Source organism: Reyranella sp., from assembly GCF_004297265.1.
Classification (GTDB): Bacteria; Pseudomonadota; Alphaproteobacteria; order Reyranellales; family Reyranellaceae; genus Reyranella.
Map to the genome: position 1 here is coordinate 250,367 of NZ_SCUT01000003.1, position 21,457 is coordinate 271,823.

20 protein-coding genes are annotated in these 21,457 nt (G+C 66.6%); 7 read left to right on the forward strand and 13 right to left on the reverse strand.

What is annotated here, in order from left to right:
- The first annotated feature begins 42 nt into the window (after positions 1-42).
- Both EPO41_RS01495 and EPO41_RS01500 read left to right on the forward strand, forming a co-directional pair.
- Positions 43-1,287 (forward strand): DUF4010 domain-containing protein, encoded by a 1,245-nt coding sequence (locus EPO41_RS01495; RefSeq protein WP_296319479.1) that lies wholly within the window; start codon positions 43-45, stop codon positions 1,285-1,287.
- Positions 1,288-1,329: 42 nt separating this feature from the next.
- Positions 1,330-2,022, forward strand: coding sequence for an alpha/beta hydrolase (locus EPO41_RS01500; RefSeq protein ID WP_363246939.1), 693 nt, complete (start codon positions 1,330-1,332; stop codon positions 2,020-2,022).
- Here the strand turns inward: EPO41_RS01500 and EPO41_RS01505 are convergent.
- From EPO41_RS01505 to EPO41_RS01520, 4 genes are read right to left on the reverse strand one after another with little or no spacing between them, the layout of a single operon-like run.
- The gene (locus EPO41_RS01505) at positions 2,012-2,887 is read right to left on the reverse strand and encodes a DUF3592 domain-containing protein (RefSeq protein WP_296319482.1); all 876 of its coding nucleotides are present in this window, start codon (positions 2,885-2,887) and stop codon (positions 2,012-2,014) included. The genes EPO41_RS01500 and EPO41_RS01505 overlap by 11 nt on opposite strands.
- Before the next feature lie 10 nt (positions 2,888-2,897).
- Complete coding sequence (locus EPO41_RS01510; RefSeq protein ID WP_296319484.1) at positions 2,898-3,581, reverse strand: hypothetical protein; 684 nt, start codon at positions 3,579-3,581, stop codon at positions 2,898-2,900.
- Positions 3,578-4,345 carry an SDR family oxidoreductase gene (locus EPO41_RS01515; protein WP_296319486.1) on the reverse strand — a complete coding sequence of 256 codons (768 nt, stop codon included), beginning with the start codon at positions 4,343-4,345 and terminating at the stop codon, positions 3,578-3,580. Before EPO41_RS01515 ends, EPO41_RS01510 begins: the two co-directional genes overlap by 4 nt.
- Before the next feature lie 9 nt (positions 4,346-4,354).
- On the reverse strand, positions 4,355-5,221 hold the full coding sequence (locus tag EPO41_RS01520) for an aldose 1-epimerase (RefSeq protein WP_296319488.1): 867 nt from the start codon (positions 5,219-5,221) through the stop codon (positions 4,355-4,357).
- A gap of 57 nt (positions 5,222-5,278) precedes the next feature.
- Here EPO41_RS01520 and EPO41_RS01525 point away from each other — a divergent pair, with 57 nt between their 5' ends.
- Both EPO41_RS01525 and EPO41_RS01530 read left to right on the forward strand, forming a co-directional pair.
- On the forward strand, positions 5,279-6,061 hold the full coding sequence (locus tag EPO41_RS01525) for an aldolase/citrate lyase family protein (protein WP_296319490.1): 783 nt from the start codon (positions 5,279-5,281) through the stop codon (positions 6,059-6,061).
- Positions 6,062-6,074: 13 nt separating this feature from the next.
- Entirely contained in the window at positions 6,075-7,253 is a 1,179-nt protein-coding gene (locus EPO41_RS01530; protein ID WP_296319492.1) for an amidohydrolase family protein, read from the forward strand.
- Here the strand turns inward: EPO41_RS01530 and EPO41_RS01535 are convergent.
- Positions 7,250-8,344, reverse strand: coding sequence for an LLM class flavin-dependent oxidoreductase (locus tag EPO41_RS01535; RefSeq protein WP_296319494.1), 1,095 nt, complete (start codon positions 8,342-8,344; stop codon positions 7,250-7,252). The genes EPO41_RS01530 and EPO41_RS01535 overlap by 4 nt on opposite strands.
- Positions 8,345-8,482: 138 nt before the next feature.
- Here EPO41_RS01535 and EPO41_RS01540 point away from each other — a divergent pair, with 138 nt between their 5' ends.
- Positions 8,483-10,015, forward strand: coding sequence for an ABC-F family ATP-binding cassette domain-containing protein (locus EPO41_RS01540; RefSeq protein WP_296319495.1), 1,533 nt, complete (start codon positions 8,483-8,485; stop codon positions 10,013-10,015).
- 7 nt (positions 10,016-10,022) lie between these two features.
- Here the strand turns inward: EPO41_RS01540 and EPO41_RS01545 are convergent, their stop codons facing one another.
- From EPO41_RS01545 to EPO41_RS01570, 6 genes are all read right to left on the reverse strand, one after another.
- Positions 10,023-11,273 (reverse strand): Hsp70 family protein, encoded by a 1,251-nt coding sequence (locus tag EPO41_RS01545; RefSeq protein ID WP_296319497.1) that lies wholly within the window; start codon positions 11,271-11,273, stop codon positions 10,023-10,025.
- Positions 11,274-11,405: 132 nt separating this feature from the next.
- Entirely contained in the window at positions 11,406-12,182 is a 777-nt protein-coding gene (locus tag EPO41_RS01550) for an ABC transporter permease (protein ID WP_296319499.1), read from the reverse strand.
- Complete coding sequence (locus EPO41_RS01555; RefSeq protein ID WP_296319501.1) at positions 12,179-12,964, reverse strand: ABC transporter ATP-binding protein; 786 nt, start codon at positions 12,962-12,964, stop codon at positions 12,179-12,181. Before EPO41_RS01555 ends, EPO41_RS01550 begins: the two co-directional genes overlap by 4 nt.
- Before the next feature lie 18 nt (positions 12,965-12,982).
- Positions 12,983-13,996 carry an ABC transporter substrate-binding protein gene (locus EPO41_RS01560; RefSeq protein WP_296319503.1) on the reverse strand — a complete coding sequence of 338 codons (1,014 nt, stop codon included), beginning with the start codon at positions 13,994-13,996 and terminating at the stop codon, positions 12,983-12,985.
- 68 nt (positions 13,997-14,064) lie between these two features.
- Positions 14,065-15,825, reverse strand: coding sequence for a glucan ABC transporter ATP-binding protein/ permease (locus EPO41_RS01565; RefSeq protein ID WP_296319505.1), 1,761 nt, complete (start codon positions 15,823-15,825; stop codon positions 14,065-14,067).
- Between the two features lie 24 nt (positions 15,826-15,849).
- Positions 15,850-17,019, reverse strand: coding sequence for a M20 aminoacylase family protein (locus EPO41_RS01570; protein ID WP_296319506.1), 1,170 nt, complete (start codon positions 17,017-17,019; stop codon positions 15,850-15,852).
- A gap of 48 nt (positions 17,020-17,067) precedes the next feature.
- Here EPO41_RS01570 and EPO41_RS01575 point away from each other — a divergent pair, with 48 nt between their 5' ends.
- Positions 17,068-18,024 (forward strand): threonine dehydratase, encoded by a 957-nt coding sequence (locus EPO41_RS01575; protein ID WP_296319508.1) that lies wholly within the window; start codon positions 17,068-17,070, stop codon positions 18,022-18,024.
- Here the strand turns inward: EPO41_RS01575 and EPO41_RS01580 are convergent.
- Complete coding sequence (locus EPO41_RS01580; RefSeq protein WP_296319511.1) at positions 17,997-18,482, reverse strand: Lrp/AsnC family transcriptional regulator; 486 nt, start codon at positions 18,480-18,482, stop codon at positions 17,997-17,999. The two genes, EPO41_RS01575 and EPO41_RS01580, sit on opposite strands and share 28 nt — an antisense overlap.
- A gap of 110 nt (positions 18,483-18,592) precedes the next feature.
- Between EPO41_RS01580 and phhA the strand changes: the two genes are divergently transcribed.
- Positions 18,593-19,336, forward strand: coding sequence for a phenylalanine 4-monooxygenase (gene phhA / locus EPO41_RS01585; protein WP_296319512.1), 744 nt, complete (start codon positions 18,593-18,595; stop codon positions 19,334-19,336).
- 14 nt (positions 19,337-19,350) lie between these two features.
- Here phhA and EPO41_RS01590 read toward each other — a convergent pair whose 3' ends face one another.
- Positions 19,351-21,450: an acetate--CoA ligase family protein gene (locus EPO41_RS01590; protein WP_296319514.1), complete on the reverse strand. Its 2,100-nt coding sequence runs from the start codon at positions 21,448-21,450 to the stop codon at positions 19,351-19,353.
- Positions 21,451-21,457 lie beyond the last annotated feature (7 nt).

The window sequence follows — 21,457 nt, forward strand, 5'->3', positions numbered from 1 at the left end:
GAGTGCGCTGACGCCGGGAACCGGTGCTACAGTCCACGCCTCATGTTCGATCTCCATTCCCTCCTTCTCGGCTTCGTCGTGGCCCTCGGCGTCGGCCTGCTGGTCGGCATCGACCGCGAGCGCAAGAAGGGCGAAGGGCCAGGCCGCGGTGCTGCAGGCCTCCGCACCTTCACCCTCGCTTCGCTGGCCGGCGCGACCGGTGCCGCGGCCGGGGGCGATCTGCTGTTGGCCGCCGTCGTGCTGGGCATGGTGGCCTTCGCCGGCCTGTCCTACTGGCGTGCGCGCGACAACGATCCTGGCCTCACGACCGAGACGGCCCTCGTGTCGACGACGCTGCTGGGCGGGCTCGCCATTCGCGAACCCGCCTTCGCCGCGGGTGTCGGTGTGGTGGTCGCCTTGTTGCTCAATGCCCGCGTCGCCTTGCATCGCTTCGTCCGCTCGGTACTCACCGACGAGGAGATCCACGACCTGCTGATCTTTGCCGGCGCCACGCTGGTCGTGCTACCGCTGCTGCCCGACCATCCGATCGGGCCCTACGGCGCGCTGAACCTGCGCACGATCTGGCTGGTGGTGATCCTGGTGATGGGCGTGGGCGCTCTGGGATATGTCGCCGTAAGGGTCGTGGGGCCGCGCTTCGGCCTGCCGCTGGCGGGCCTTGCCTCGGGCTTCATCTCGAGTTCGGCCACGATCGGCGCCATGGGCGCGCGCTCGGCCCGCGATCCGCATCTCGCGAAACCGGCGGCCGCCGGCGCAATGATGTCGTCCGTCGCCACGGTCGTGCAGCTCGGCATCCTGATCGCCGTCACCGACCTCGCGGCCTTCCGGGCCCTCCTGATGCCGCTGCTTTTCTCGGGCGCCGCCGCGATCGTCTATGGCGGTGCCTTCACCCTGTGGGCGCTACAGACGGACAGCGGCAAGGTCGAAGAGACGCAGGGCAGCGCCTTCAGCCTGCGCACGGCACTGATTTTCGCCATCATCCTGGCAAGCGTCCTTCTTCTCGCCGCGGCCTTGCAGGACTGGATGGGGGAGGCCGGCGTCATCCTCGCGGCCGGCGCTGCAGGCTTTGCCGACACGCACGCACCCGCCATCTCGGTTGCCTCGCTGGTCGCGGACGGACGGCTGGCACCGTCCGCCGCGGTGACCCCGATCCTCGCTGCCTTCTCGACCAACACCGTGACCAAGATCGTGTTCGCCTTCACTACCGGCGGCACACGATTCGCGCTCTATGTCGTTCCCGGCCAGCTCCTGATGCTGGCGGCAGCGTGGGCGGCTTTGCTGGTCGCGTGAGGTGTCGAAAGTGAAGGCGCTCCGAACTTGAATACACCAGCAATGCGTTCCCTCGTCCTCCTCCCCGGCTTTATGTGTGACGCCGATCTTTGGACCGACATGGTCCCGGATCTCGGCCCCCTGGGCGCACTTCACTTCGGCAACGTCTACGAGGACGATACCCTTGAGGGAATGGCGCGACGCGTGCTCGTCGAAGCGCCTGAACGCTTCGTCCTGATCGGCTTTTCGATGGGCGGGTTCGTGGCGCGCGTGCTCACCTTGATGGCGCCGGAGCGCGTCTCCGGCGTGGCCTTCGTCGCCTCCTCCGCGCGCGGCTATTCCGACGAGGAACGGGCGCGCCGCCAGTCGGGATATCGCCCGGGCGACCGGCCGCCGCGTGCCGCCGGTGCGGTCTCCAACGCGATGGGACTGCATCCCGATCGCGATACCGATCCCGTCCTGCTCGACCGGCTGCGCGGCATGCAGCGGCGGCTGGGGCCCGAGGTCCGCAAGCGCCAGGCGGCGCTGGTGCGGCGCGACGGATACGCAGACCTCGAACGCATCACCTGCCCGTCCCTGGTCGTGGCCTGCCGCCAGGACCGGCTGCGCACCTTTGCCGAAACCGAACGGATGGCGCAGGCGCTGCCGAACCCCGGCTTCAGCGTCCTCGAAGACTGCGGCCACATGGCCCCGCTTGAAAAGCCGCACGAGCTTTCGGCTCTGCTGGCTACCTGGATTGGACGCGCTAACCTGTAGCGCGGCGCCGGCTCCAGCGCGAAAGACGCACGGCGGCGCCGAAGACCAGCGCCACCGCGAAGGCCACGGCCGCCGGCAGCCACAGATCGACGAACGACACGATACGGGCACGGCCGGGCTGGCCGCGGTCATAGACGACGTTCACCGCCTCGCCGGCCGCAAACGAGGTGCCGCTGCCGCCGCGTCCATGAAACTCGATCTCGCGGCCCTCCGGCGTGGTGAAACGCACGATCGGCGCGAAGGAGATGCGCTCGACGTCGCGGCACACCTCGCGGCCGGCCGGCGTCGTCACCTCCTCGGTGACGATCGAGCGGCTCTCGCGGATCTCCGCGACCGTGCCAAGGGCCCGGCCACCGCTCGCATAGAGGTCGACGGCGCTCCACAGCACGAAGACGCTGATCAGCAGCGCCGACAGCGAAATCACGGAGAAGACGCGCTCGCCCACCAGCGCGAGGTCGGCGTTGCGCGACAACGCCCAGGAGACCGCTCCGAACATCAGCCAGAAACCGCCGAAGCCCGTGACAATGATCGGGACCAGCCAAAGTCGCTCGAAAGTATCGAGCCGGAAGTCCTGCGGGTTTTCGGGCAGATAAATAACGGTGACGGTGTCCCCTGCTGCGAAATCCGGCGCACCCGAACCAAGCTCCTTCACCTCCACGGTCTCGCCCTGGGGCAGCCGGAAGCGTACTACCGGCGCGTACATGTCGCCTTCGCGCACGATCTCGGTGACGATCCCGTCAGCCCGCTCGCCGTAGAGCGCGTGACGAAGATTGCCAAGGCCCATAAGCACACCGCCGGCCGTGATCAGCCCGCCGATCCCGAGGATCGTCCACGCGATCCAGCGCCAACTCGCGTCGATGGCCACGGGCCCGTCGTCAGGCGTTGCGCCGCCGCAGCCGGTCGATCAGCTCGGCCAAGCGGCTGCCCTGCGGCGTGGTGGGATCGAGCAACCGGTCGCGCGGCGTGTCGCGCGCCAGCCGGCTGATCTCCGTCAGCGCACGGATATGCTGGCGGCGCGTCAGGCCGTATTCCGACGACCGGTGATGGAAGAAGAGACGCCTGAGTTGGCCGTCGCCGACCAGCGCGTTGATCTCGCTGGCGGTCACGTAGAGCAGGAAGCAGACGAAGATCCAGACCTGTACCGCGACGAAGCGATGCCAGGTGAAGTCGACCAGCACCATCCGGTAGATCTGGTCGAGACTGTGCGCGTCGAATGCGACGTCCAGGACCTTTTCCAGGAAGCGTACGATCGTAACGACCAGGGAATAGAAGATCGTCTTGTAGAGGATCGGCTGGATCAGCGGGGCGCCGCGGAACTTGTCGATGATGCGAACCTTGTCGACGACCAGCACCACCTTGCCGACGACCAGCGCCATCGTACTGGCCAGCATGAAGCTGCTGAGATTGAACCAGTAGTCACGCGCCAACAGGTTGGTGGTGAAGACGATCAGATTGAAGGCGACGAAAAAATACAGGGTTGGCGGAAGCAGATGCCGAAACAGATGCACCCAGCCGTGGAAGAAGCGCCTCGGCAGCGAGGCGATGGCAGCTGTGTTCACATTCGGCCTCCATCGACGACGAAGTTCTGGGCCGTCACCAGGCGGCTGTCGTCCGCGGCGAGCCACAGGACCATGCGCGCGATGTCCGGCGGATAGAGCAACTCCTTCAGGCATTGGGCGCCCAGCTGCGCGGCCTTGGCGTCCGGCGTCACCCAGAGGTCGAGCTGGCGCTGGGTCATGATCCAGCCAGGCGTCACGGCATTGAGGCGGATGCCGTCGCCGCCCAGGTCGCGCGCAAGGCCGCGCGTCATGCCGATCACGGCGGCCTTGGCCGCCTGATAGACGGAGAGATTGGGCGTCATCGTGTGATAGCTCACAGAGCTGAAATTCACGATCGAGCCGCCGCCCGCCTTCTTCATCGCCGGCGCCACCGCCTGGATGGCGAAGTATGCGTGGCGCAGGTTGACCGCGATGCGCTCGTCCCAGAAATCCGGCGTCACCTGGCCGAGCGTGTGCCGGTCGTCGCGCGCGGCGTTGTTCACCAGCACCGTGATGGTCCCGAGCTTCGCTGCCACGCCTTCGATGGCCCGCTGATAGGCCGCCACGTCACGGATGTCGCACGGCACGAACAGCGGCACGGTGTGGCGCCGGGCCTCGATCTTCTCGACCAGCGCCTTCGAGGCCGCCTCGTCGATGTCGACGAAGCCGACCTTGGCGCCCTGCTCGGCGAAGTGCTCGACGACCGAGGCACCGATGCCCGAACCGCCACCGGAGACGAAGACGGTGCGACCCGAGAGGCTGGGGTAGGAAGCGAAGGGCGGCATGAGGTTCCTCTAAATTTGGACCAGCCTGAACGAGATCTCGCCGCCGAGCGTGGCGCCCGCCGTCAGCCGGGTTTGCCCGACCGCGCCGTTGGCGTGACTCACCGGCTCGACACAGAAATACCGTTGGCCGTCGGGAACATAGATCACCAGATGACGAAATGCCTCCGTCGCGGACAGGACGAGGCGAAGTCCACGTTGCGGCCATGTGACGGTCGCCTCCCCATCCCAGCCATCGAAACAATGATCGAGCCCCATCCCGTCGACCCGGCGCGAGCGCGAGAAATCCCACTCCGCCGGCACCGGCACGCGCTGCAGCGGCAAGACCTCCGGATCGGTCCGCCAGACGCCCGCGAGGCGACAGGCGAGCTCGGTATCGGCATTGCACACGAAGAAAGGGTGCAGCCCGAGCCCCGCCGGCACATCGCGATCTTCGAGGTTCTGGATCGAAAGACCGACCGTCAGTCCTGTTTCATGGAGCGCGAAGGTCTGGCGGGCGCGGTAGCAGAACGGCCAGCCTGCAGCCCCCGCACCGCGCGCGTGGACATAGGCCAGTTCGGCCGAATGCGGGTCGTGGTGCACCACGTTCCACGCCTGCGCCCAGCCGTCGCCGTGCATCGGATGACGTACGCCGGGCCAGTTCGCGCGCAGCTGGATGACCTCATCGCCGATGGCGAGACGGCCGTTCGCGATGCGGTTGGAAAATGGCACGAGCGGATAGCAGGCCGTATCTTTTCCGGTGCCCGTAGCGAGGGCCGCGTTCGAGGCCGGGCGCAGCAGATCGCCCACGCCCTCCATCGCAAATCGCGCGATCGAACCGCCCGCCTCCGGTGCCAGATCGACGGCCAGCCGGCCCGCCCGCAGCGACAAAAGCGTCACACCATCCCCCGCCGCCGTGTAAACTTGCCCGTTCTCAAATCACGAGGAAACGCATCGATGTCGAACATGCTGAAGAAGCGGCTGCAGGCCGGCAAGGCCTGCGTCAATGGATGGCTGGCGATCCCCGATGGCTTCGCCGCCGAGACCATGGCGCAGTGCGGCTGGGACAGCGTCACCGTCGACATGCAGCATGGCGTTCAGGACTATCTCTCGATGGTTCGCTGCTTCCAGGCGATGGACAAGCATCCGATCACCCCGCTGGTGCGCGTGCCATGGAACGAGCCCGGCATCGTCGGCAAGGTGCTCGACGGCGGCGCCTGGGGCGTCATCTGCCCGATGGTGAACACGCCGGCCGAAGCCAAGGCCCTGGTCTCCTATGCGCTCTATCCGCCCAAGGGCAAGCGCTCCAACGGCCCGATCCGCGCCGGCGCCTATGGCGAGGCAACTCCCTACCAGGCGATGGCCAATGACGAGGTGCTGATCATCCCGATGATCGAGACTCAGGAAGCGATCGACAATATCGACGCCATCCTCGACGTGCCGGGCGTCAGCGGCATCTATATCGGACCGTCCGACCTCGGCCTGTCGCTCGGCCTGAAGCCGATGCTCGACCGCGAGGAGCCGCAGATCCTGTCGATCTACGACAAGCTGCTCGCCGCCACCAAGAAGCGCGGCCAATTCGCCGGCCTGCACAACGGCACCGGTAGCTACGCCGCGAAGATGATCCACATGGGCTTCCAGCTCGTTACCATCGCCAATGACGCCGGCCTGATGGCCAAGGCCGCGCGCGAGGCGGTGTCCCAGACGCGCAAGGAAGGCGGCCCGACGGCTGCCAAGTAAGGCGATCACGAGCGTGCGCTTCACCAACGCCACGCTGCCCGATGGCAGCCGGCACGATATCGAGGTCGAGGCAGGGCGGATCTCCGCCCTCCTCCCGGCCTCGGTCGCGGCTTCCGGCGCAGACACAATCGATCTCGGCGGCACGCTCGTGCTGCCGCCGCTGGTCGACGGCCATATCCATCTCGACAAGACGCTGCTCGGCTTGCCGTGGGTGCCCAATCAATCCGCCGGCAACCAAGTCTCCGACCGTATCGAGGCCGAGCGCCGGGTGCGCGCGGCACGCACCGTGCCCGAGTTCGAGACCGGCTCGAACCTGGTGCGCCAGATCGTGGCCAGCGGCACGCTTCACATGCGCAGTCATGTCGACATCGACAACCAGCTCGGTCTCAAAAACCTCGACGAGGTGCTGAAGATCCGCGAGCATTTCCAGGGCCTCGTCACCATCGAGATCGTGGCCTTCCCGCAAAGCGGCATTCTGCGCTCCCCCGGCACCGCGGAGCTGCTCGACGAGGCGATCGCGCAGGGCGCGGATCTCGTCGGCGGCCTCGATCCCGTCGGTATCGACGGCGACCTCGACGCCCATCTCGATACGGTGTTCGCCATCGCCAGCCGCCGCGGCGCGGGTGTCGACATTCACCTGCACGATGGCGGCGAAGGCGGCCTGGCCCAGATCCTGGCCATCGCCGCGCGCACCGAGTCGAATGGCCTGCAAGGCAAGGTCGCGGTCAGCCACGCCTTCGCGCTGGGTTCGGTCTCGACCGACAGCGTCACCCGCGCCGCCGATAGGCTCGCACGGGCGGGCGTCGCCATCATGAGCCATGGGCCGGGCGGCGCGACCATTCCGCCGCTGAAGCTGCTGCGCGAGCATGGCGTCGAAGTGTTCGGCGGCTCCGACAATATCCGCGACGCCTGGTCGCCCTTCGGCAACGGCGACATGCTCGACCGTGCCATGCAGATCGGCTACCGCGCCAACTTCCGCCACGACGCCGAGCTGGCGATCGCCTTCGACATGGTCACGGCGGCCGCCGCCCGCGTACTCGGTCTCAAGGATTACGGCTTCAAGGTCGGCGGCCCCGCCGACTTCGTCACGGTCGAAGCCACGACGCTCGCCGAAGCCGTCGCCACCCGCAAACGCCGCGGCCTCGTCGTCAAAGCAGGCCGCATCGTCGCCAAGGATGGAGTGCTGATCTAGGCCGCCTGCGCCGCCTTGATGGGTCCCCACGACTTCACGACCGGCAGGACTTCCTTGGCGAACAGCTTCAGCCCGCGCTCGCTCACCTCGTAGGGCGTGCCGCCGAAGCGGAAGGCGACGTTCATCTCGAAGTCGCCGAGCAGTTTGCGGCGTGCCTCCAGCCCGCGCAGGATCTTGTCCGGCGTGCCCCAGGACGCCGCCTGCATGAAGCCCGTGATGGCGCCTTCGATACCGCCGCCCTTGCGCGCGAGATCGGCCTTCTGCTGGTAGGAGTCGTAGCCCTTCACCGACTTGAAGTGCTCGCCGAGGAATTCGTAGTGGTAGAAATTGCTCTCGACAAACTTGCCCTGGTACTGCCGCGCCTCGTCCTCGATGGTCGCGGCGTCGGGCCCGCAGACGCAGAACTCGGTCAGCATCACCCGCGGCGGCTCGGTGCCATGATACTGGCGATGGAGCTGGCGTCCTTTCTCGATCATCGGCGCGCGCATCTCCCACGGCCGGTCGGCGAACATCACCATGTGGGCGCCGAGCTTGGCGGCCGAATCGATCGAATCCTCGCTCGACGCCACGGCATAGATACGGCCGTCGAAGGAATGCTGCGGCCTGGGCCGGATCTCGATGCGGGGCTGCTTGTAGTACTTGCCGTCGCCTTCCATGAAACCGGTCTTCAGCGCCTCGACGATCATCGGCGCGGCTTCGTCGAAGCGGCCGCGCGATTCGTCCATGCTGATGCGGAAGGCGTTGAACTCGCGGCGCGCCAGTCCGCGTCCCATGCCGAGCCGCAGCCGCCCCTTGCTCAGCAGGTCGACCACGGCGGCGTTCTCGGCGACCCTCAGCGGATCGTGCCAGGGCAGGATGACGGCGGCCGTCCCGACGTCGATGTTCGGGCAGAGCGCCGTCAGATGGGTCATCAGCGCGAGATTGTCTGGGACGAACGAGTAGTCGTTGAAATGATGTTCGGCCGACCACAGGCAGTCGAAACCCGAATCGGCAGCGATCCGCGCCAGCCGGATCTCCTCGTCCCACACGCGCTGGTCGGAGCAATTCTCCCAACCGTAGTTGGTGAACACCATCATCATGCCGACGTCCATCGGGCTTCCCTCCACGTTCTTGTTTGTTGAAATGCTTTCACGCGAAGCGCCATCCGGCAAGCCTGCGAGCCCATCTGCCCCTCGCGCCGGCCGCAGAGCGGTGGTAAAGGCGCGGTCGTTTTCGCGTCAGGACAGACAATGGCATCGCGTCAGGCCGTGCTCGGCATGGAGCAGGCTTCCTTCTTCTACGGCTCGGGCCGTGTCTTCGAGAACGTGTCGTTCCTGCTGGACGATGCGCGCACGGCGTTGGTCGGCGAGAACGGCGCGGGCAAGTCGACCTTGCTCAAGTGCCTGACCGGCGTGCTGGAACTCAATGCCGGACAGGTGATCCGCTCGCGCGGCCTGCGCATCGGCCAGGTGCCGCAGGACGTCCCCGAAGGCCTCGCCGGGCAGTCGGTGCGCGAGGTGCTGGCCCAGTCATTGGCCAAGGTCGGCCAGGACGGCGAGGACTGGCGAATCGACGTGCTGGTCGACGAGATCGGCGTCGATCCGGAAATCCTCGACAAGCCGTTCGGCACCCTGTCGGGCGGCTGGCAGCGGCTGATGCTGATCGCGGCAGCAGCGCGTCTGGAAGAGCCGGACATCCTGATCCTCGACGAGCCGACCAACCATCTAGACCTCGCCAACATCAATACGCTGGAGCGCTGGCTCACGGGCGAGTTCACCGTGCCGATGCTGATCGTGAGCCACGACCGCGAGTTTCTCGACCGTGTGACGGAGCGCACGCTGTTCCTGCGCGCCGACGGCGTGCACACCTTCAAGACGCGCTTCTCGATCGCGCGCGAGGAGCTGCTGCGCCGTGACGTCACCGCGGCGGCGCGCGCACGGCAGGAGGATCGCGAGATCAAGCGGCTGGAGCAGGCCGCGGCGCGCTACAAGGTCTGGGCGGTCAAGAACCCCGACCTCAACAAGCGCAAGAACGCCGTCGAAAGCCGCATCGCGCGCATCGAGAAGGAACGCACGCAGACCTATGTCGCGCGCGAGCGACGGCTCGAACTGGCCGACGGCGACATCGACGCCAAGGTGGCGCTGCGCCTCTCGAACCTCGACGTGATGGTTCCCGGCGGGGACCGCAAGCTGATCGGCATCGATCGCCTCGCCATAGCAGCGGGTGAGCGCGTGGCCCTGCTCGGCACCAACGGCACCGGCAAGTCGACGCTTCTTTCCGCGCTGGCAGCGGCCTACGAGCCCGGCCGCGAGCATTACGACGGCCAGGCCGCCGTGCGCTTCAATCCGGCCTGCCGGCTGGTCTATTTCGACCAGGCGATGAGCGAGCTGCCGGTCGCGACCAGGATCCTCGACTATGTCGTCCAGGCCGAGGGCGTCACCGAGAAGGACGCGGTGCACCAACTCGCCGGCGCCGGCTTCGCCTTCGTGCGCCTCAAGGAGCCGATCGGCGTGCTGAGCCACGGCGAGCGCGCGCGGCTCGTGTTCCTGAAGATGAAGCTCCTGCGGCCGAACTTCTACGTGCTCGACGAGCCGACCAACCATCTCGACATCGAGGGCCAGGAAGACCTGGAGGCGCAGCTCGAGAAGAGCGACGTATCGTGCCTCTTCGTGAGCCACGACCGCTTCTTCACGCGCACCGTCGCCACGCGGTTCCTGGAGATTCGCAAGGGCCGGCTGGTCGAAACCGACGACGCCGACGCCTTCTTCGATTCGCAGGTTTAATCGTCGGTCAGACCGCACGCCCCGCCATCTGCGCGAGACCGAGGGCGACGGAGAGGAGGTCGGAGCCGCCGGCGATGCGCGCCGACGGGGACGCCCGCGCGACGGCGGTGCGCACGGCGGGGACGCGGCTCGAACCGCCGGTGAGGAAGATCGTTTCGATCGCCTCGGGCTTGAGACCGGCGGCGGCGATGCAGCCGCCCGCAGCCTTGTAGAGCCGCTCCGTCGCGGTGCCGATCGCACGATCGAACTCGTGGCGCGTGGCGAGGGCCGAGAGGCCGGCCTCGAGGAAAGCCAGCGGGATGGCGGCGCGGTCCTCGGCGCTCAACGCGATCTTGGCATCCTCGACCGCGAAGGCGACGCGATGGCCGAGGCCTTCGTGCACGAGCTTCAGCAGGCGCGCCACCTTCTCCGGTTCGGCGGCGAGCGACTGGAGTTCGCCGACCTCGCGTTCGTTGCGATAGGTGTAGGCGAAGTTGATCGTCGCCCAGGTCGCGAGCTGGTGATAGATCGCGTTCGGCATCGGCAGATTCTTCGCGACCAGCTGCGTGCCGAGGCCGAGCAGCGGCATCACCGACGTGAGCGAAAGCGCGGTGTCGAGGTCGGTACCGCCGATGCGCACGCCCGATGTCGCCAACACGTCACCGCTGCGGTCCGTGCGGTCGCGGCGTCCCGGGCCGACGCGCACGATCGAGAAGTCGCTGGTGCCGCCGCCGATGTCGGCGATCAGCACCAGCTCCTCGCGTTGCACGGTCTGCTCGTAGTGATGCGCCGCCGCGATGGGCTCGTAGGCGAAAGCAATGTCGCGAAAGCCGGCCTCGCGCGCCACCCGCTCCAGCACCGCCTGCGCCCGCGCATCCGCCGTGTCGTCGTCATCGACGAAGCGCACCGGGCGGCCCATCACGACGGAGGTGATCTCCTCCCCTGCGAACGCCTCGGCCTTGTGCTTGAGGTTCTGCACGAAGATCTCGACCACCTTGGTGAGCGGCACCTTGCGGCCGCCGAGACTGGTCTCCTCGTCGATCAGGGACGAACCCAGGATCGACTTCAGCGCCCGCATCAGGCGGCCTTCGGTGTGATCGACATAGGCCGCGATGGCGGCCTCGCCCAGCAGCACGCGGCCCTTGGTCTCCTGGTCGAAGAACACAGCACTCGGCAACAGCGTATTGTCGCCTTCCACGGGGGCCAGCGTCGCGGTGCCGTCACGCACCACGCCGATCGCCGAATTCGACGTGCCGAAATCAAGTCCGCAGGCGGTCATCACAGTCCCCTTGGGTCGCGAAGGGGATGTCATCTATTACGATGCGCCGTGCGTTGCCAGACTGTTTGTTTTCGCCTACTCTATGCGCGATAGCGGGCTGCCAGGGAAATGGCGGCCCTTTTGCTTTTGCGGCTAGGCGACGATCTCGCCGCGGAAGGCCCAGCGGGTCATGCGCTTCTCGACCATGGCGCAGACCGCGTACATGGCGACCCCCATGATGGCGATGGCGAACAGGCCGGCGAAGGTGGTCGGCGCGTCGTTGCGGGCGCTGGCCGACAGCATCAGGAAGCCGATGCCGTTGTTGCCGCCCACCGTTTCGGAGATCACGGAACCGATGAAGGCCAAGGTGATCGCGACCTTGAGGCTGGCGAACAGGTAGGGCATGGCGCGCGGGATGCCGACCTTGGTCAGGATCTCCAGTCGCGAGGCGCCAAGGCTGCGCAGCACGTCGCGCATCTCGGGCTCGATGGTGGCGAGGCCGGTCGCGACGTTCACCACGATGGGGAAGAAGCTGATCACGAAGGCTGTGATGACGGCCGGCAGCGAACCGACGCCGACCCAGATCATCAGGATGGGCACGATCGCGACCTTGGGGATGGCGTTGAAGGCGATCAGCAGCGGATAGAGGCCGGAATAGACGAAGGGCGAAGCGCCGACAGCGAGACCCAGCAGCAGGCCGCCCGCGATCGCCAGCAGGAAGCCGATCGTCGTGGTCCACAACGTGTCCCAGCAATAGGCCATCAGGATGTCGAAGCGCTGGACGAACACCGCGAAGATTTTGGTCGGCCTGGGCAGGATGATCTCCGGCACCTGGAAAACGATGCAGCAGACTTCCCAGACGATCAGCAGGGCCGCCAGGACCAGCCACGGCATGGCGTGCTTCAGCGCCTCGCGCCGGAGGTCGCTCATGGCGCGTGCTCCTGGTGGATGCGGTCGCGCAGTTCGTGGACGATGTCGACGAAGTGCGGCTCGAAGGTGGTGGCAAGCGTGCGCGGCCGCGGGATGTCGATCTTCTTCGCCAGCACGATGCGGCCGGGCCGGCGGCTCATCACATAGACGGTGTCGGCGAGATAGACGGCCTCGCGCAGGTCGTGCGTCACCAGCACGCCCGTAAAACGCTTCTCCAGCCACAGCGCCTGCATGACGCCCCACAGTTCCTCGCGCGTGAAGGCGTCGAGCGCCCCGAACGGCTCGTCGAGCATCAGCAGCTCGGGCTCGTGGATCAGCGCACGGCACAGGTTCGAGCGCTGCTGCATGCCGCCCGAAAGCTGCCAGGGGTACTTGTCGGCGAAATCGGCGAGGCCGACGGTCTTCAGCAGCTTCATCGCGCGCTCGACATACTCGGCGCGATGGCTGCGGAAACGACGCTTGTGCGGCTCGACCACCTCCATGGGCAGGAGGATGTTGTTCATGGTCGTGCGCCACGGCATCAGGGTCGGGTTCTGGAACGCCATGCCGACGCCCTTGATCGGCCCCGTCACTTTCTTTCCGTCCACCGCAATCTCACCGCCCGACGGCGGCAGGAGCCCGGTGACCAGCTTCATGATGGTGGACTTGCCGCAGCCCGACGGTCCGACGACGGCGATGAACTCGCCTTTGTCGATGCCCAGCGTGGCATCGGCAAGAGCCAGCGTCGTGTCCTTGCCGAGCCGGTAGGTGAGACTGACGCCCTTGAGATCGACGAAGGCCATTGCCTCGGGCCCGGTCGCTTACTTGGACACCATCCGGTCGGCCTTGGGCGGCAGGTAGGCGTTGCTGAACACCTTGTCCGGGGCCGGCGCGTTCGGCAGGCCGAACGCCTCGGAGACGTCCTTGACGGCGCGCGCGAAGCGGACCGGGTCGACGTCGCCCATCCCGTTGGCCTTGACCCAGGGGGTCAGGATGTTGGTCTCCAGGGAGATCTTGAGGCGCTCCATTTCGAGCTTCTCGTCGATCAGCGGATCGCGCTTCTTGGCGGCGGCAATGCCGAGCTGCGGGTTGGCGATGACGTCCTTCCAGCCCTTCATCGTGGCGGCGAGGAAGCCCTTCACGGCCTTCTCGTTCTTGGCCATCTCGCCGGAGACGACGACGCCGTTGCCGTAGACGTCCATGCCGAAATCGACGAAGCGCATCGCCACGATGTCCTCGAAGGCCACGCCGCGCGCCTTGAGGTCGAGCATCGAGGAGAAATAGTGGCCGGAGATGAAGTCGACCGTGCCCTGGACCAGGCTCTGCTCGCGCAGCTGGGGCGTCAGGTTGACGTGCTCCCACTTGGTGATGCCGTTCTTCTTGGCGAAGGCCGGGAACAGGCGGAAGCTGGCGTCGAACACCGGAGCGCCCAGCTTCTTGCCCTCGAGGTCCTTCGGCGTCTTGATGCCGCTCTTCTTCAGCGCATAGACGCCGAACGGCGCGAAATCGTAGACCATGAACACACAGAGCACTTCCTTGCCCGGGTTCTTGGCATTGTATTCGATGGTCGAATTCACGTCGGCGAAGCCGATCTGGTAGGCACCCGTGGCCACGCGCTGCACCGCGCCGGCCGAGCCCTGGCCGGGGTCCATCGTGACGTCGAGGCCCTCGGCCTTGTAGTAGCCCTTCTCCAGCGCCACCAGGAACGGCGAGGTCGGGCCCTGGAAGACCCAGTCCAGGGTGAACTTGATGGCAGTCTGGGCATTGGCCGGGAAGCTCCCGAGCGCCAGCGCAACGGCTGCCGCACCGCCCAGCATCTTGGCGAATTTGCTCATCTTCTTGATCCCCCTGGGTTCCCTGTCGGCGACTCTTAGGCGGACATTTCACGCCCGCCAAGGGGATATCAGGCAGATTCTATGCCAGCCTGCTGCGTGGCCACGAGGCGCGCGAAGGCCCCGCCCTGGCCGATCAGTGCCTGGTAGGCGCCCTGCTCGACGACCCGGCCGTGCTCGAACACGACGACCTGGTCGGCATCGCGGATGGTCGACAGGCGATGGGCGATCACGAAAGTGGTGCGACCCTGCATCAGGACCTTCAACGCCTTCTGGATGCGCGCCTCGGTGACGGAGTCGAGTGCGCTGGTCGCCTCGTCGAGGATCAGGATCGGCGGATTCTTGAGCAGCGCCCGGGCAATTGCGAGGCGTTGACGTTCGCCGCCCGAAAGGGTGGTGCCGCGTTCGCCGACCAAAGTCTCGTAACCCTGCGGCTGGCGCATGATGAAGTCGTGCGCCTCAGCGAGCTTGGCGGCCTCCTCCAGTTCGGCCTGCGTGGCATCGGGCTTGCCGATGCGCAGATTGTCGGCAATCGAGCGGTAGAACATGGTGCTGTCCTGGAACACCACGCCGATGTTGCGCCGCAGCGATTCCAGCTTGATATCGCGATGGTCGACGCCGTCGATGCGGATCACGCCCGACTGGGCGTCCCACATGCGGTGCATCAACGACAGCGCGGTGCTCTTGCCGGCGCCGGTCGGGCCGACGAAGGCCACCGTCGAGCCCGCCGGGACCTTGAGCGAGAAATGGACCAGCGCCGGACGCTTGCCGTCGTAGGAGAAGTTGATGTCGTCGAATTCGACGTCGCCGCGGACGCGACCGATGTCGATGCCGTTCGGCTTGTCCGGCACGCTCGACTGCGAATCCAGCACGCGGAAGAAATCGCCCAGCGACGGCATCTGGAAGAAGATGCGGCTGACGAAGCCCGAGGCCTGGTCCATGCGGCCGATCAGCATGGTGGCGAAGCCCATGAAGCTCACGATCTCGCCGACCGTCGCCTCGCCGCGGGTGTAGAGCCAGGTGCCGAGCACGAAGATCGCGATCACGGTGACCGTCGAGGCGGCGCGCGTCATCACCGACAGCAGCGCCCACCAGTTCAGCACCGGGAACTGTGCCTGCAGGGTCTGCCCGATGATGCGGTGCATTTCGCTGGTTTCCGCGCCCAGCCGCACGAAGCTCTGGATGAGGTTGATGTTGCCCAGCGCGTCGCCGGCCCGGCCCGCCAGCTCGCTGTGAAGGTCCTCGACCTTTTTCTGCAGGCGGTCGGTGCGACTCACGACCCAGACGTTGGTAACGGCGAAGACGAGAATCAGGACCAGCAACAGGAACCCCAGCCGCCAGTTCATGAACATGCTGAGCGGCAGCATGACGAACAGCGCCACCAGGGTCGCGAGGTTTTCGCGGAAGAACGACAGCCAGATGCCGAACAGGTTGTCGACGCCGGTCAGCATGATCTTGATCAGCCGGCCGGAATGCTGGGCGTTGTGGAACGAGAAGGGCAGCATCAGCAGATGCTCGAAGTAGGTCGCCATTGCGCCCAGGCGGCGACGATGGGCCATGCGGTCAGCCTGCAGCGACACAACCATGTTGGCCACGATGCCGCCGAGGCCGACGAGCGCCCAGAGGCCCAGGATATAACGCGCATCGTGCCAGAGCTGGTCGACCGGCCGGTCGCGCGCGTTGCTCAGCAGGTCGATGACCTTGCCGAACAGCACGGGTTCATAGAATTGCAGGCCGGCCACCGCGATGTTCGCGATGGCGAGCGTGATGGCGAGGCCCTTCTCGGCCCGCAACAGGCCGATGACACGGCCATAGACGCGGAAGAATTCCATGAGGTTCGTCCGCGTCCGTTCTCTCTAGGCTGCCTTCGGGTCGAGGAAGCGCTCGACGGTGCGCACGAAGAAGCTTACGCCGAAGGGGATCGCCATGTCGTTGAAGTCGTAACGGGAGTTGTGAAGGCTCACCGAGTCGCCGCCATTGCCCAGCCATACCATGGCGCCCGGCACCTTCTCCAACATGTAGGAGAAATCCTCGGCGCCCATGCTGGGGCGGGTATTGTCCTTCACCGCGTGGTCGCCGCAGACGCCGGCCGCCACGTCGGCCGCGAAGCGGGCCTGCTCGACGTCGTTCACCGTCGGCGGATAGCCCGGCTTGTGCTCGACCTCGATCTTCACTCCGTGCATCTTCGCCGCGCCCTCGCAGATCTCGTCGATGCGCCGCTTCACCAGCGCGCGGTTTTCCGGAGTCGTCGTGCGGGTGGTGCCGCCAATATGCACGTCGCCCGGAATGACGTTGTAGGCGGAACCCGCATGGAAGAAGCCGACGGTCACGACCGAGGAATCGATCGGGTCGATGTTGCGCGAGACGATGGTCTGCAGTGCCATGACGATATTGGCGCCGACGACCATCGGGTCGAGCGTGGTATGCGGATGGGCGGCATGACCGCCCTTGCCCGTGATGCGGATGTCCCAGCGGTCGGCGGCCGCCAGCAGCGGCCCGCCCTTGGTCACGATATGGCCGAGCGGGACGCCGGGCTTGTTGTGGATCGCGAACACCGCGTCGCAGGGGAATTTCTCGAACAGCCCGTCCTCGATCATCACCTTGGCCCCCCCGCCCCCCTCTTCGGCCGGCTGGAAGATAAAGTGGACCGCCCCCTCGAAGTTCCGCGTCTCGCTGAGCATCTTGGCGGCTCCCAGCAGCATGGCGGTGTGGCCGTCATGGCCGCAGGCGTGCATCCGGCCGGGGTTCGTCGACCGGTGCGCAAAATCGTTGGTCTCGTCCATGGGCAGGCAGTCCATGTCGGCCCGCAGCCCGATCGACTTCAGCGAATTTCCCTTGCGCAAGGTCCCGACCAGGCCGGTCTTGCCCAACCCGCGCGTCACTTCCAGGCCCCATTCCTCCAGCTTGGCCGCCACCACGTCGGAGGTGCGGTTTTCCTCGAAGGCAAGTTCGGGATGAGCGTGGATGTCACGGCGGATCGCCGAAATCTCGGCCTGAATTTCGAGGGAACGCGGCAGGACGGGCATGGAGTACTCCGGTTGGAACCTCGGCCATCTTAGACCAAAGTGAACGGCATGTTGTCCCTTAGCGAAATCGAAGCGGCTTCCGCAATCGTGCATGCCGCGATGCCGCCCACCGCACAATATGCGTGGCCCCTGCTCGCCCGCCGCACGGGCTGCGAAACCTGGGTCAAGCACGAGAACCACACGCCGACCGGCGCCTTCAAGGTGCGTGGCGGGCTGGTCTACATGGACCGGCTGAAGCGTAGCTCGCCGCAGCTCGAGGGCGTCGTCAGCGCCACCCGCGGCAATCACGGCCAGAGCATCGCACTGGCGGCGGCGCGGAATGGCATCGCCGCCACGATTGTCGTGCCCCATGGCAATTCGGTCGAGAAGAACGCCGCCATGCGCGCCTTCGGCGCCGAGCTGATCGAGGCCGGCCACGACTTCGATGCCGCCAAGGACGCCGCGATCAAGCTCGCGGGCGAGCGCGGCCTTGCGATGGTGCCGTCGTTCGATCGAGACCTGGTGGCGGGCGTCGCCTCCTACGCGCTCGAACTGTTCCGCGCTGCGCCGACGCTCGACACGGTCTATGTGCCGATCGGACTGGGCTCGGGCATCTGCGGCACCATTGCCGTACGCGACGCGCTGGGGCTCAAGACGAAGATCGTGGGCGTCGTCTCGACCGAGGCGCCGGCCTACGCGCTCTCCTTTGCCGCGGGCAAGGTCGTGGCGACCAACAGCGCCGACACGATGGCCGACGGCATGGCGGTGCGTGGCCCGGACGCCGGAGCGCTCGAGATCATCCTGAAGGGAGCGGAGCGCATCGTGCAGGTGAGCGACGCCGAGATCGGCGCCGCGATGCGCGCCTATTACGAGGACACGCACCAGCTCACGGAAGGCGCCGGGGCCGCCGCGCTCGCAGCGCTGCTGCAGGAACGCGACCGTTTCGCGGGCAAGCGGATCGGCCTCATCCTGAGCGGCGGCAATATCGACCGGCCGGTCTACCTGCGCACGCTCGCTGGTGATTGAGGCGCCCAGGCGAGATCGCTCTTCACCGCCTGCATGATGAAGGAGGAGCGCGTGCCGCGGACGCCGGGCATGCGCAGCAGTGCCTTCATCGCGAAGTCGCTGAAGCTCGCGAGATCCGGCGCCAGCACGTGCAGCAGGAAATCCATGTCGCCGGTCATGGCATAGCAGGCCACGACTTCGGGCCGCGCGCGGATGGCCGCCTCGAACGCGTCGACGGTCTTCTCGGAATGATCCTCCAGCGTCACTTGCACCATGGCCTGCAGGGCGAGGCCCAGCGCCGCCGGCGAGACCAGGGCGGCGTAGCGGTCGATCACACCCTCTTCCTCTAGTCGCTTCACCCGACGCTGGCAGGGCGTGGGCGACAGGCCCACCCGTTCCGCCAGATCGACCATCGGGAGCCGGCCTTCCGCCTGCAGGGTGGCGACGATGCGCCTGTCTATGTCATCGAGCTCGACCATGGTGATAATCACTCTCTTGAGGATATTTATTGGATAATATCCCTCAAATCTGCCTTTCCGAAGTTCAACTTCGCCGGGATTCACCAGCCGGGCGCGCCCATATTGAGGTCATGGATACTGCACCCCTCGACAATCTGCGTGGCGACTATGCTGGCATGGCGCCGGACTGGACCGTACCGCAGCATCCCGACCTCCATTCCGAAGAGGAACAGGCGGTGTGGCGCCTTTTGGTCCAGCGTCAGCGCGCGCTGGCCGAGCGATATGCCTGTGCCGAATTCCTGGCGGGCCTCGACGCGATCGGGCTGGGCGACACCATCCCCGATTTCGCAGAGGTGAACGCGCGATTGGAGCCGCTGACCGGCTGGCGCATCGTCGGCGTACCCGGGCTGATCCCGGATGCGGCTTTCTACGATCATCTCGCCCATCGCCGCTTTCCGGTGACGGTATGGATCCGCAAGCGCGAGGAGATCGACTATCTGGTCGAACCCGACCTGTTCCACGATTTCTTCGGCCACGTGCCGCTGCTCACCAATCCCGTGTTCGCGGATTACATGCAGGAGTATGGCCGCCGCGGCGTCGAAGCCGGCCCAGACGTCCATCTGCTGGCCCGGCTCTACTGGTTCACCGTGGAGTTCGGCCTGATCCGCACCGCGCAGGGGCTGAAGGCGTATGGCGCCGGCATTCTATCCTCGGCCGCCGAGGTTAAGCACGCGCTCGAGGGCGAAGGCGTCGAGCGCGTGCCCTTCGATGCGTCGGTCGCGATGAACCGGCCCTACGAGATCGACCGGCTGCAGAACACCTACTTCGTCCTCGACGATTTCCGCCAGCTCATGGACCGGCCGCAGCGTCACTGACGCAGCAACGCCCCTCAGGCCAGCACGACCAGCCCGTCGACCGCGACGACGCCCTCGCCATCGCGTTTCACCAGCAGCGGATTGATCTCCGCTTCGGCCACGCCGGCGAATTGCCTGTGCGCCAGACTCGAAAACGCCGCGATCGCCTTCGCCAACGCCGCGACATCGCCCTTCGGCATGTTGCGATAGCCACGCACGGTCGCGAGGCCCTTCACCTCGGCGATCATCTGCATCGCCTCGGCCGCGTCGACCGGGGCGAGACGCGTCGAGGCGTCCTTGTAGATCTCGGCCAGCACGCCGCCGAGGCCGACGGTGATGGTGGGACCAACCAAGGGATCGCGACGGTAACCCAGGATCACCTCGACCAGCCCGCGCTCCATCTTCTGCACCAGGAAGCCCTGCAGCCGCGCGTCGGGCGCGTAGGCTTTCACCTGCTTCTCGATCTCGCGCGCGGCAACGGCGGCGGTCTGACCGTCGGGAATGCCCAGCGCCACGCCTCCCGCTTCCGTCTTGTGTGGGATGTCAACCGACAGGATCTTGAGCACCACCGGCCCGCCGACCTCGGCGACGGCGGCGGCGATACGCCGGGCATCCGGGACCGCCACCGACTTCGCCATCGGCATGCCCAGCGCGGCGAAGAAATCGGCGGCACGGCGCTCGTCGAAACCCGATTCGCGGCCGGCCTGCAGAGCCGAGATCGCCTCCAGTGACGGTTCTTCGAGACGCGGCACAGGTTGCGGCGGTGTGCGCAGAAGACAGAGCGCCATCGCCTCGGCACAGGACTCGGGATGGCGAAACGCCGGCACGCCCGCCGCCGTCAGCAGCGCCAGCGACTTCTCCGCCGCCGGCGTCAGCGCCACCGCGAAGGGCTTGGCCGATCTGGCGAAGCGCAGCAGCGGCTCGACCGCGAGTTCGGGATTGAACTGCGCCGAGGAGCCGACCACGAAGATCACCGCATCGTTGCCGTCGTGGGCCAGCAGCCGCTCGATCGTGCCCGCCACGATCTCGGGCTTGGCGCCGGCCAGGGTGAGATCGACCAGCTTGCCGTCACCGGCCGCGATGCCCTGCGGCTTCAACCACTCGACGAGATTGCGCGGCGGACCAACGATGTCGAGGCCGGCCACCGCCATGCTGTCGACCACCATCGCCGCGCCGCCACCCGTCGTGGTCGCCACCGCGACGCGACGCCCGCCACGCCGTGGATTTGCGTGCCCGACCAGCAGCGACGGCACGTCGATCAGCGATTCGAACATCGAGACGCGGGCGATGCCGTGTCGGCGGCAGAACGCATCGAACGTCGCATCGGAACCGGCAATGGCGCCGGTGTGCGACTTTGCGAGTTCCTGGCCGATATCGGACCGACCGAGCTTGTAGGCGATCACGGGCTTGCCGGCCTCATGCGCCCGCCGCGCCGCGCGCGCCAGCCGCTCGCCGTCACGCAGGGTCTCCATGAACAACAGGATGGCCTTTGTCTTCGGATCGTCGACCAGCAGATCCGCAATCTCGCCCACCGCAAGGTCGACCTCGTTGCCGACGGAGATCAGCCGCGAGAAGCCGATGCCGCGTGCGTCGGCGCGCGACAGCAGGGCGCCGATCAGGCTGCCGCTCTGGCTCACGACGGCCCAATTCCCGGCGCGAAGCTTTTCCACGGCGAAGGCGGCATTGGCGGTGAGCGCGATGGCGGGATCGGTGCTCACCGTGCCGATGCTGTTGGGCCCGACCAGACGGATGCCGGTCTCGCGCACGACCTTCGCGAGATCGTCCTGCAGCGAGGCGCCGGCGGCGCCCGCATCGGCAAAGCCGCCGGCCAGGATCGACGCCACCTTGACGCCGCGCCGGCCGCAATCGGCAAGCGCCTGCACCGCTGCCGCGCCGTTCAGCAGGATATAGGCGTGATCGATGTCGCCGGGGATCGCGTCGAGATCCTTGTAGGCTTTCTCGCCCAGTATTTCGCTACGCGACGGATTGACGGGCAGGATCTCGCCGGTGAAACCATGCTTGCGCAGGAAGCGTTGAGGCCGCGAAGTCGTTTTGGTGACATCCGACGACGCGCCGATCAGCGCGACACGTCGCGGTTCGAAAAGGGCGGAGAACAGGACCTTGGGATCGCTCATGCCCCAA

Excerpts from the sequence above, each read along its gene's own strand:
- EPO41_RS01580 (WP_296319511.1), bottom strand. The coding sequence starts at position 18,482 with ATGGTCGAGCTCGATGACATAGACAGGCGCATCGTCGCCACCCTGCAG.
- EPO41_RS01525 (WP_296319490.1), top strand. The coding sequence starts at position 5,279 with ATGTCGAACATGCTGAAGAAGCGGCTGCAGGCCGGCAAGGCCTGCGTC.
- EPO41_RS01570 (WP_296319506.1), bottom strand. The coding sequence starts at position 17,019 with ATGCCCGTCCTGCCGCGTTCCCTCGAAATTCAGGCCGAGATTTCGGCG.
- EPO41_RS01550 (WP_296319499.1), bottom strand. The coding sequence starts at position 12,182 with ATGAGCGACCTCCGGCGCGAGGCGCTGAAGCACGCCATGCCGTGGCTG.
- EPO41_RS01575 (WP_296319508.1), top strand. The coding sequence starts at position 17,068 with ATGTTGTCCCTTAGCGAAATCGAAGCGGCTTCCGCAATCGTGCATGCC.
- EPO41_RS01535 (WP_296319494.1), bottom strand. The coding sequence starts at position 8,344 with ATGGACGTCGGCATGATGATGGTGTTCACCAACTACGGTTGGGAGAAT.
- EPO41_RS01495 (WP_296319479.1), top strand. The coding sequence starts at position 43 with ATGTTCGATCTCCATTCCCTCCTTCTCGGCTTCGTCGTGGCCCTCGGC.
- EPO41_RS01500 (WP_363246939.1), top strand. The coding sequence starts at position 1,330 with ATGCGTTCCCTCGTCCTCCTCCCCGGCTTTATGTGTGACGCCGATCTT.
- phhA (WP_296319512.1), top strand. The coding sequence starts at position 18,593 with ATGGATACTGCACCCCTCGACAATCTGCGTGGCGACTATGCTGGCATG.
- EPO41_RS01545 (WP_296319497.1), bottom strand. The coding sequence starts at position 11,273 with ATGACCGCCTGCGGACTTGATTTCGGCACGTCGAATTCGGCGATCGGC.
- EPO41_RS01560 (WP_296319503.1), bottom strand. The coding sequence starts at position 13,996 with ATGAGCAAATTCGCCAAGATGCTGGGCGGTGCGGCAGCCGTTGCGCTG.
- EPO41_RS01540 (WP_296319495.1), top strand. The coding sequence starts at position 8,483 with ATGGCATCGCGTCAGGCCGTGCTCGGCATGGAGCAGGCTTCCTTCTTC.
- EPO41_RS01590 (WP_296319514.1), bottom strand. The coding sequence starts at position 21,450 with ATGAGCGATCCCAAGGTCCTGTTCTCCGCCCTTTTCGAACCGCGACGT.
- EPO41_RS01555 (WP_296319501.1), bottom strand. The coding sequence starts at position 12,964 with ATGGCCTTCGTCGATCTCAAGGGCGTCAGTCTCACCTACCGGCTCGGC.
- EPO41_RS01565 (WP_296319505.1), bottom strand. The coding sequence starts at position 15,825 with ATGGAATTCTTCCGCGTCTATGGCCGTGTCATCGGCCTGTTGCGGGCC.
- EPO41_RS01515 (WP_296319486.1), bottom strand. The coding sequence starts at position 4,345 with ATGCCGCCCTTCGCTTCCTACCCCAGCCTCTCGGGTCGCACCGTCTTC.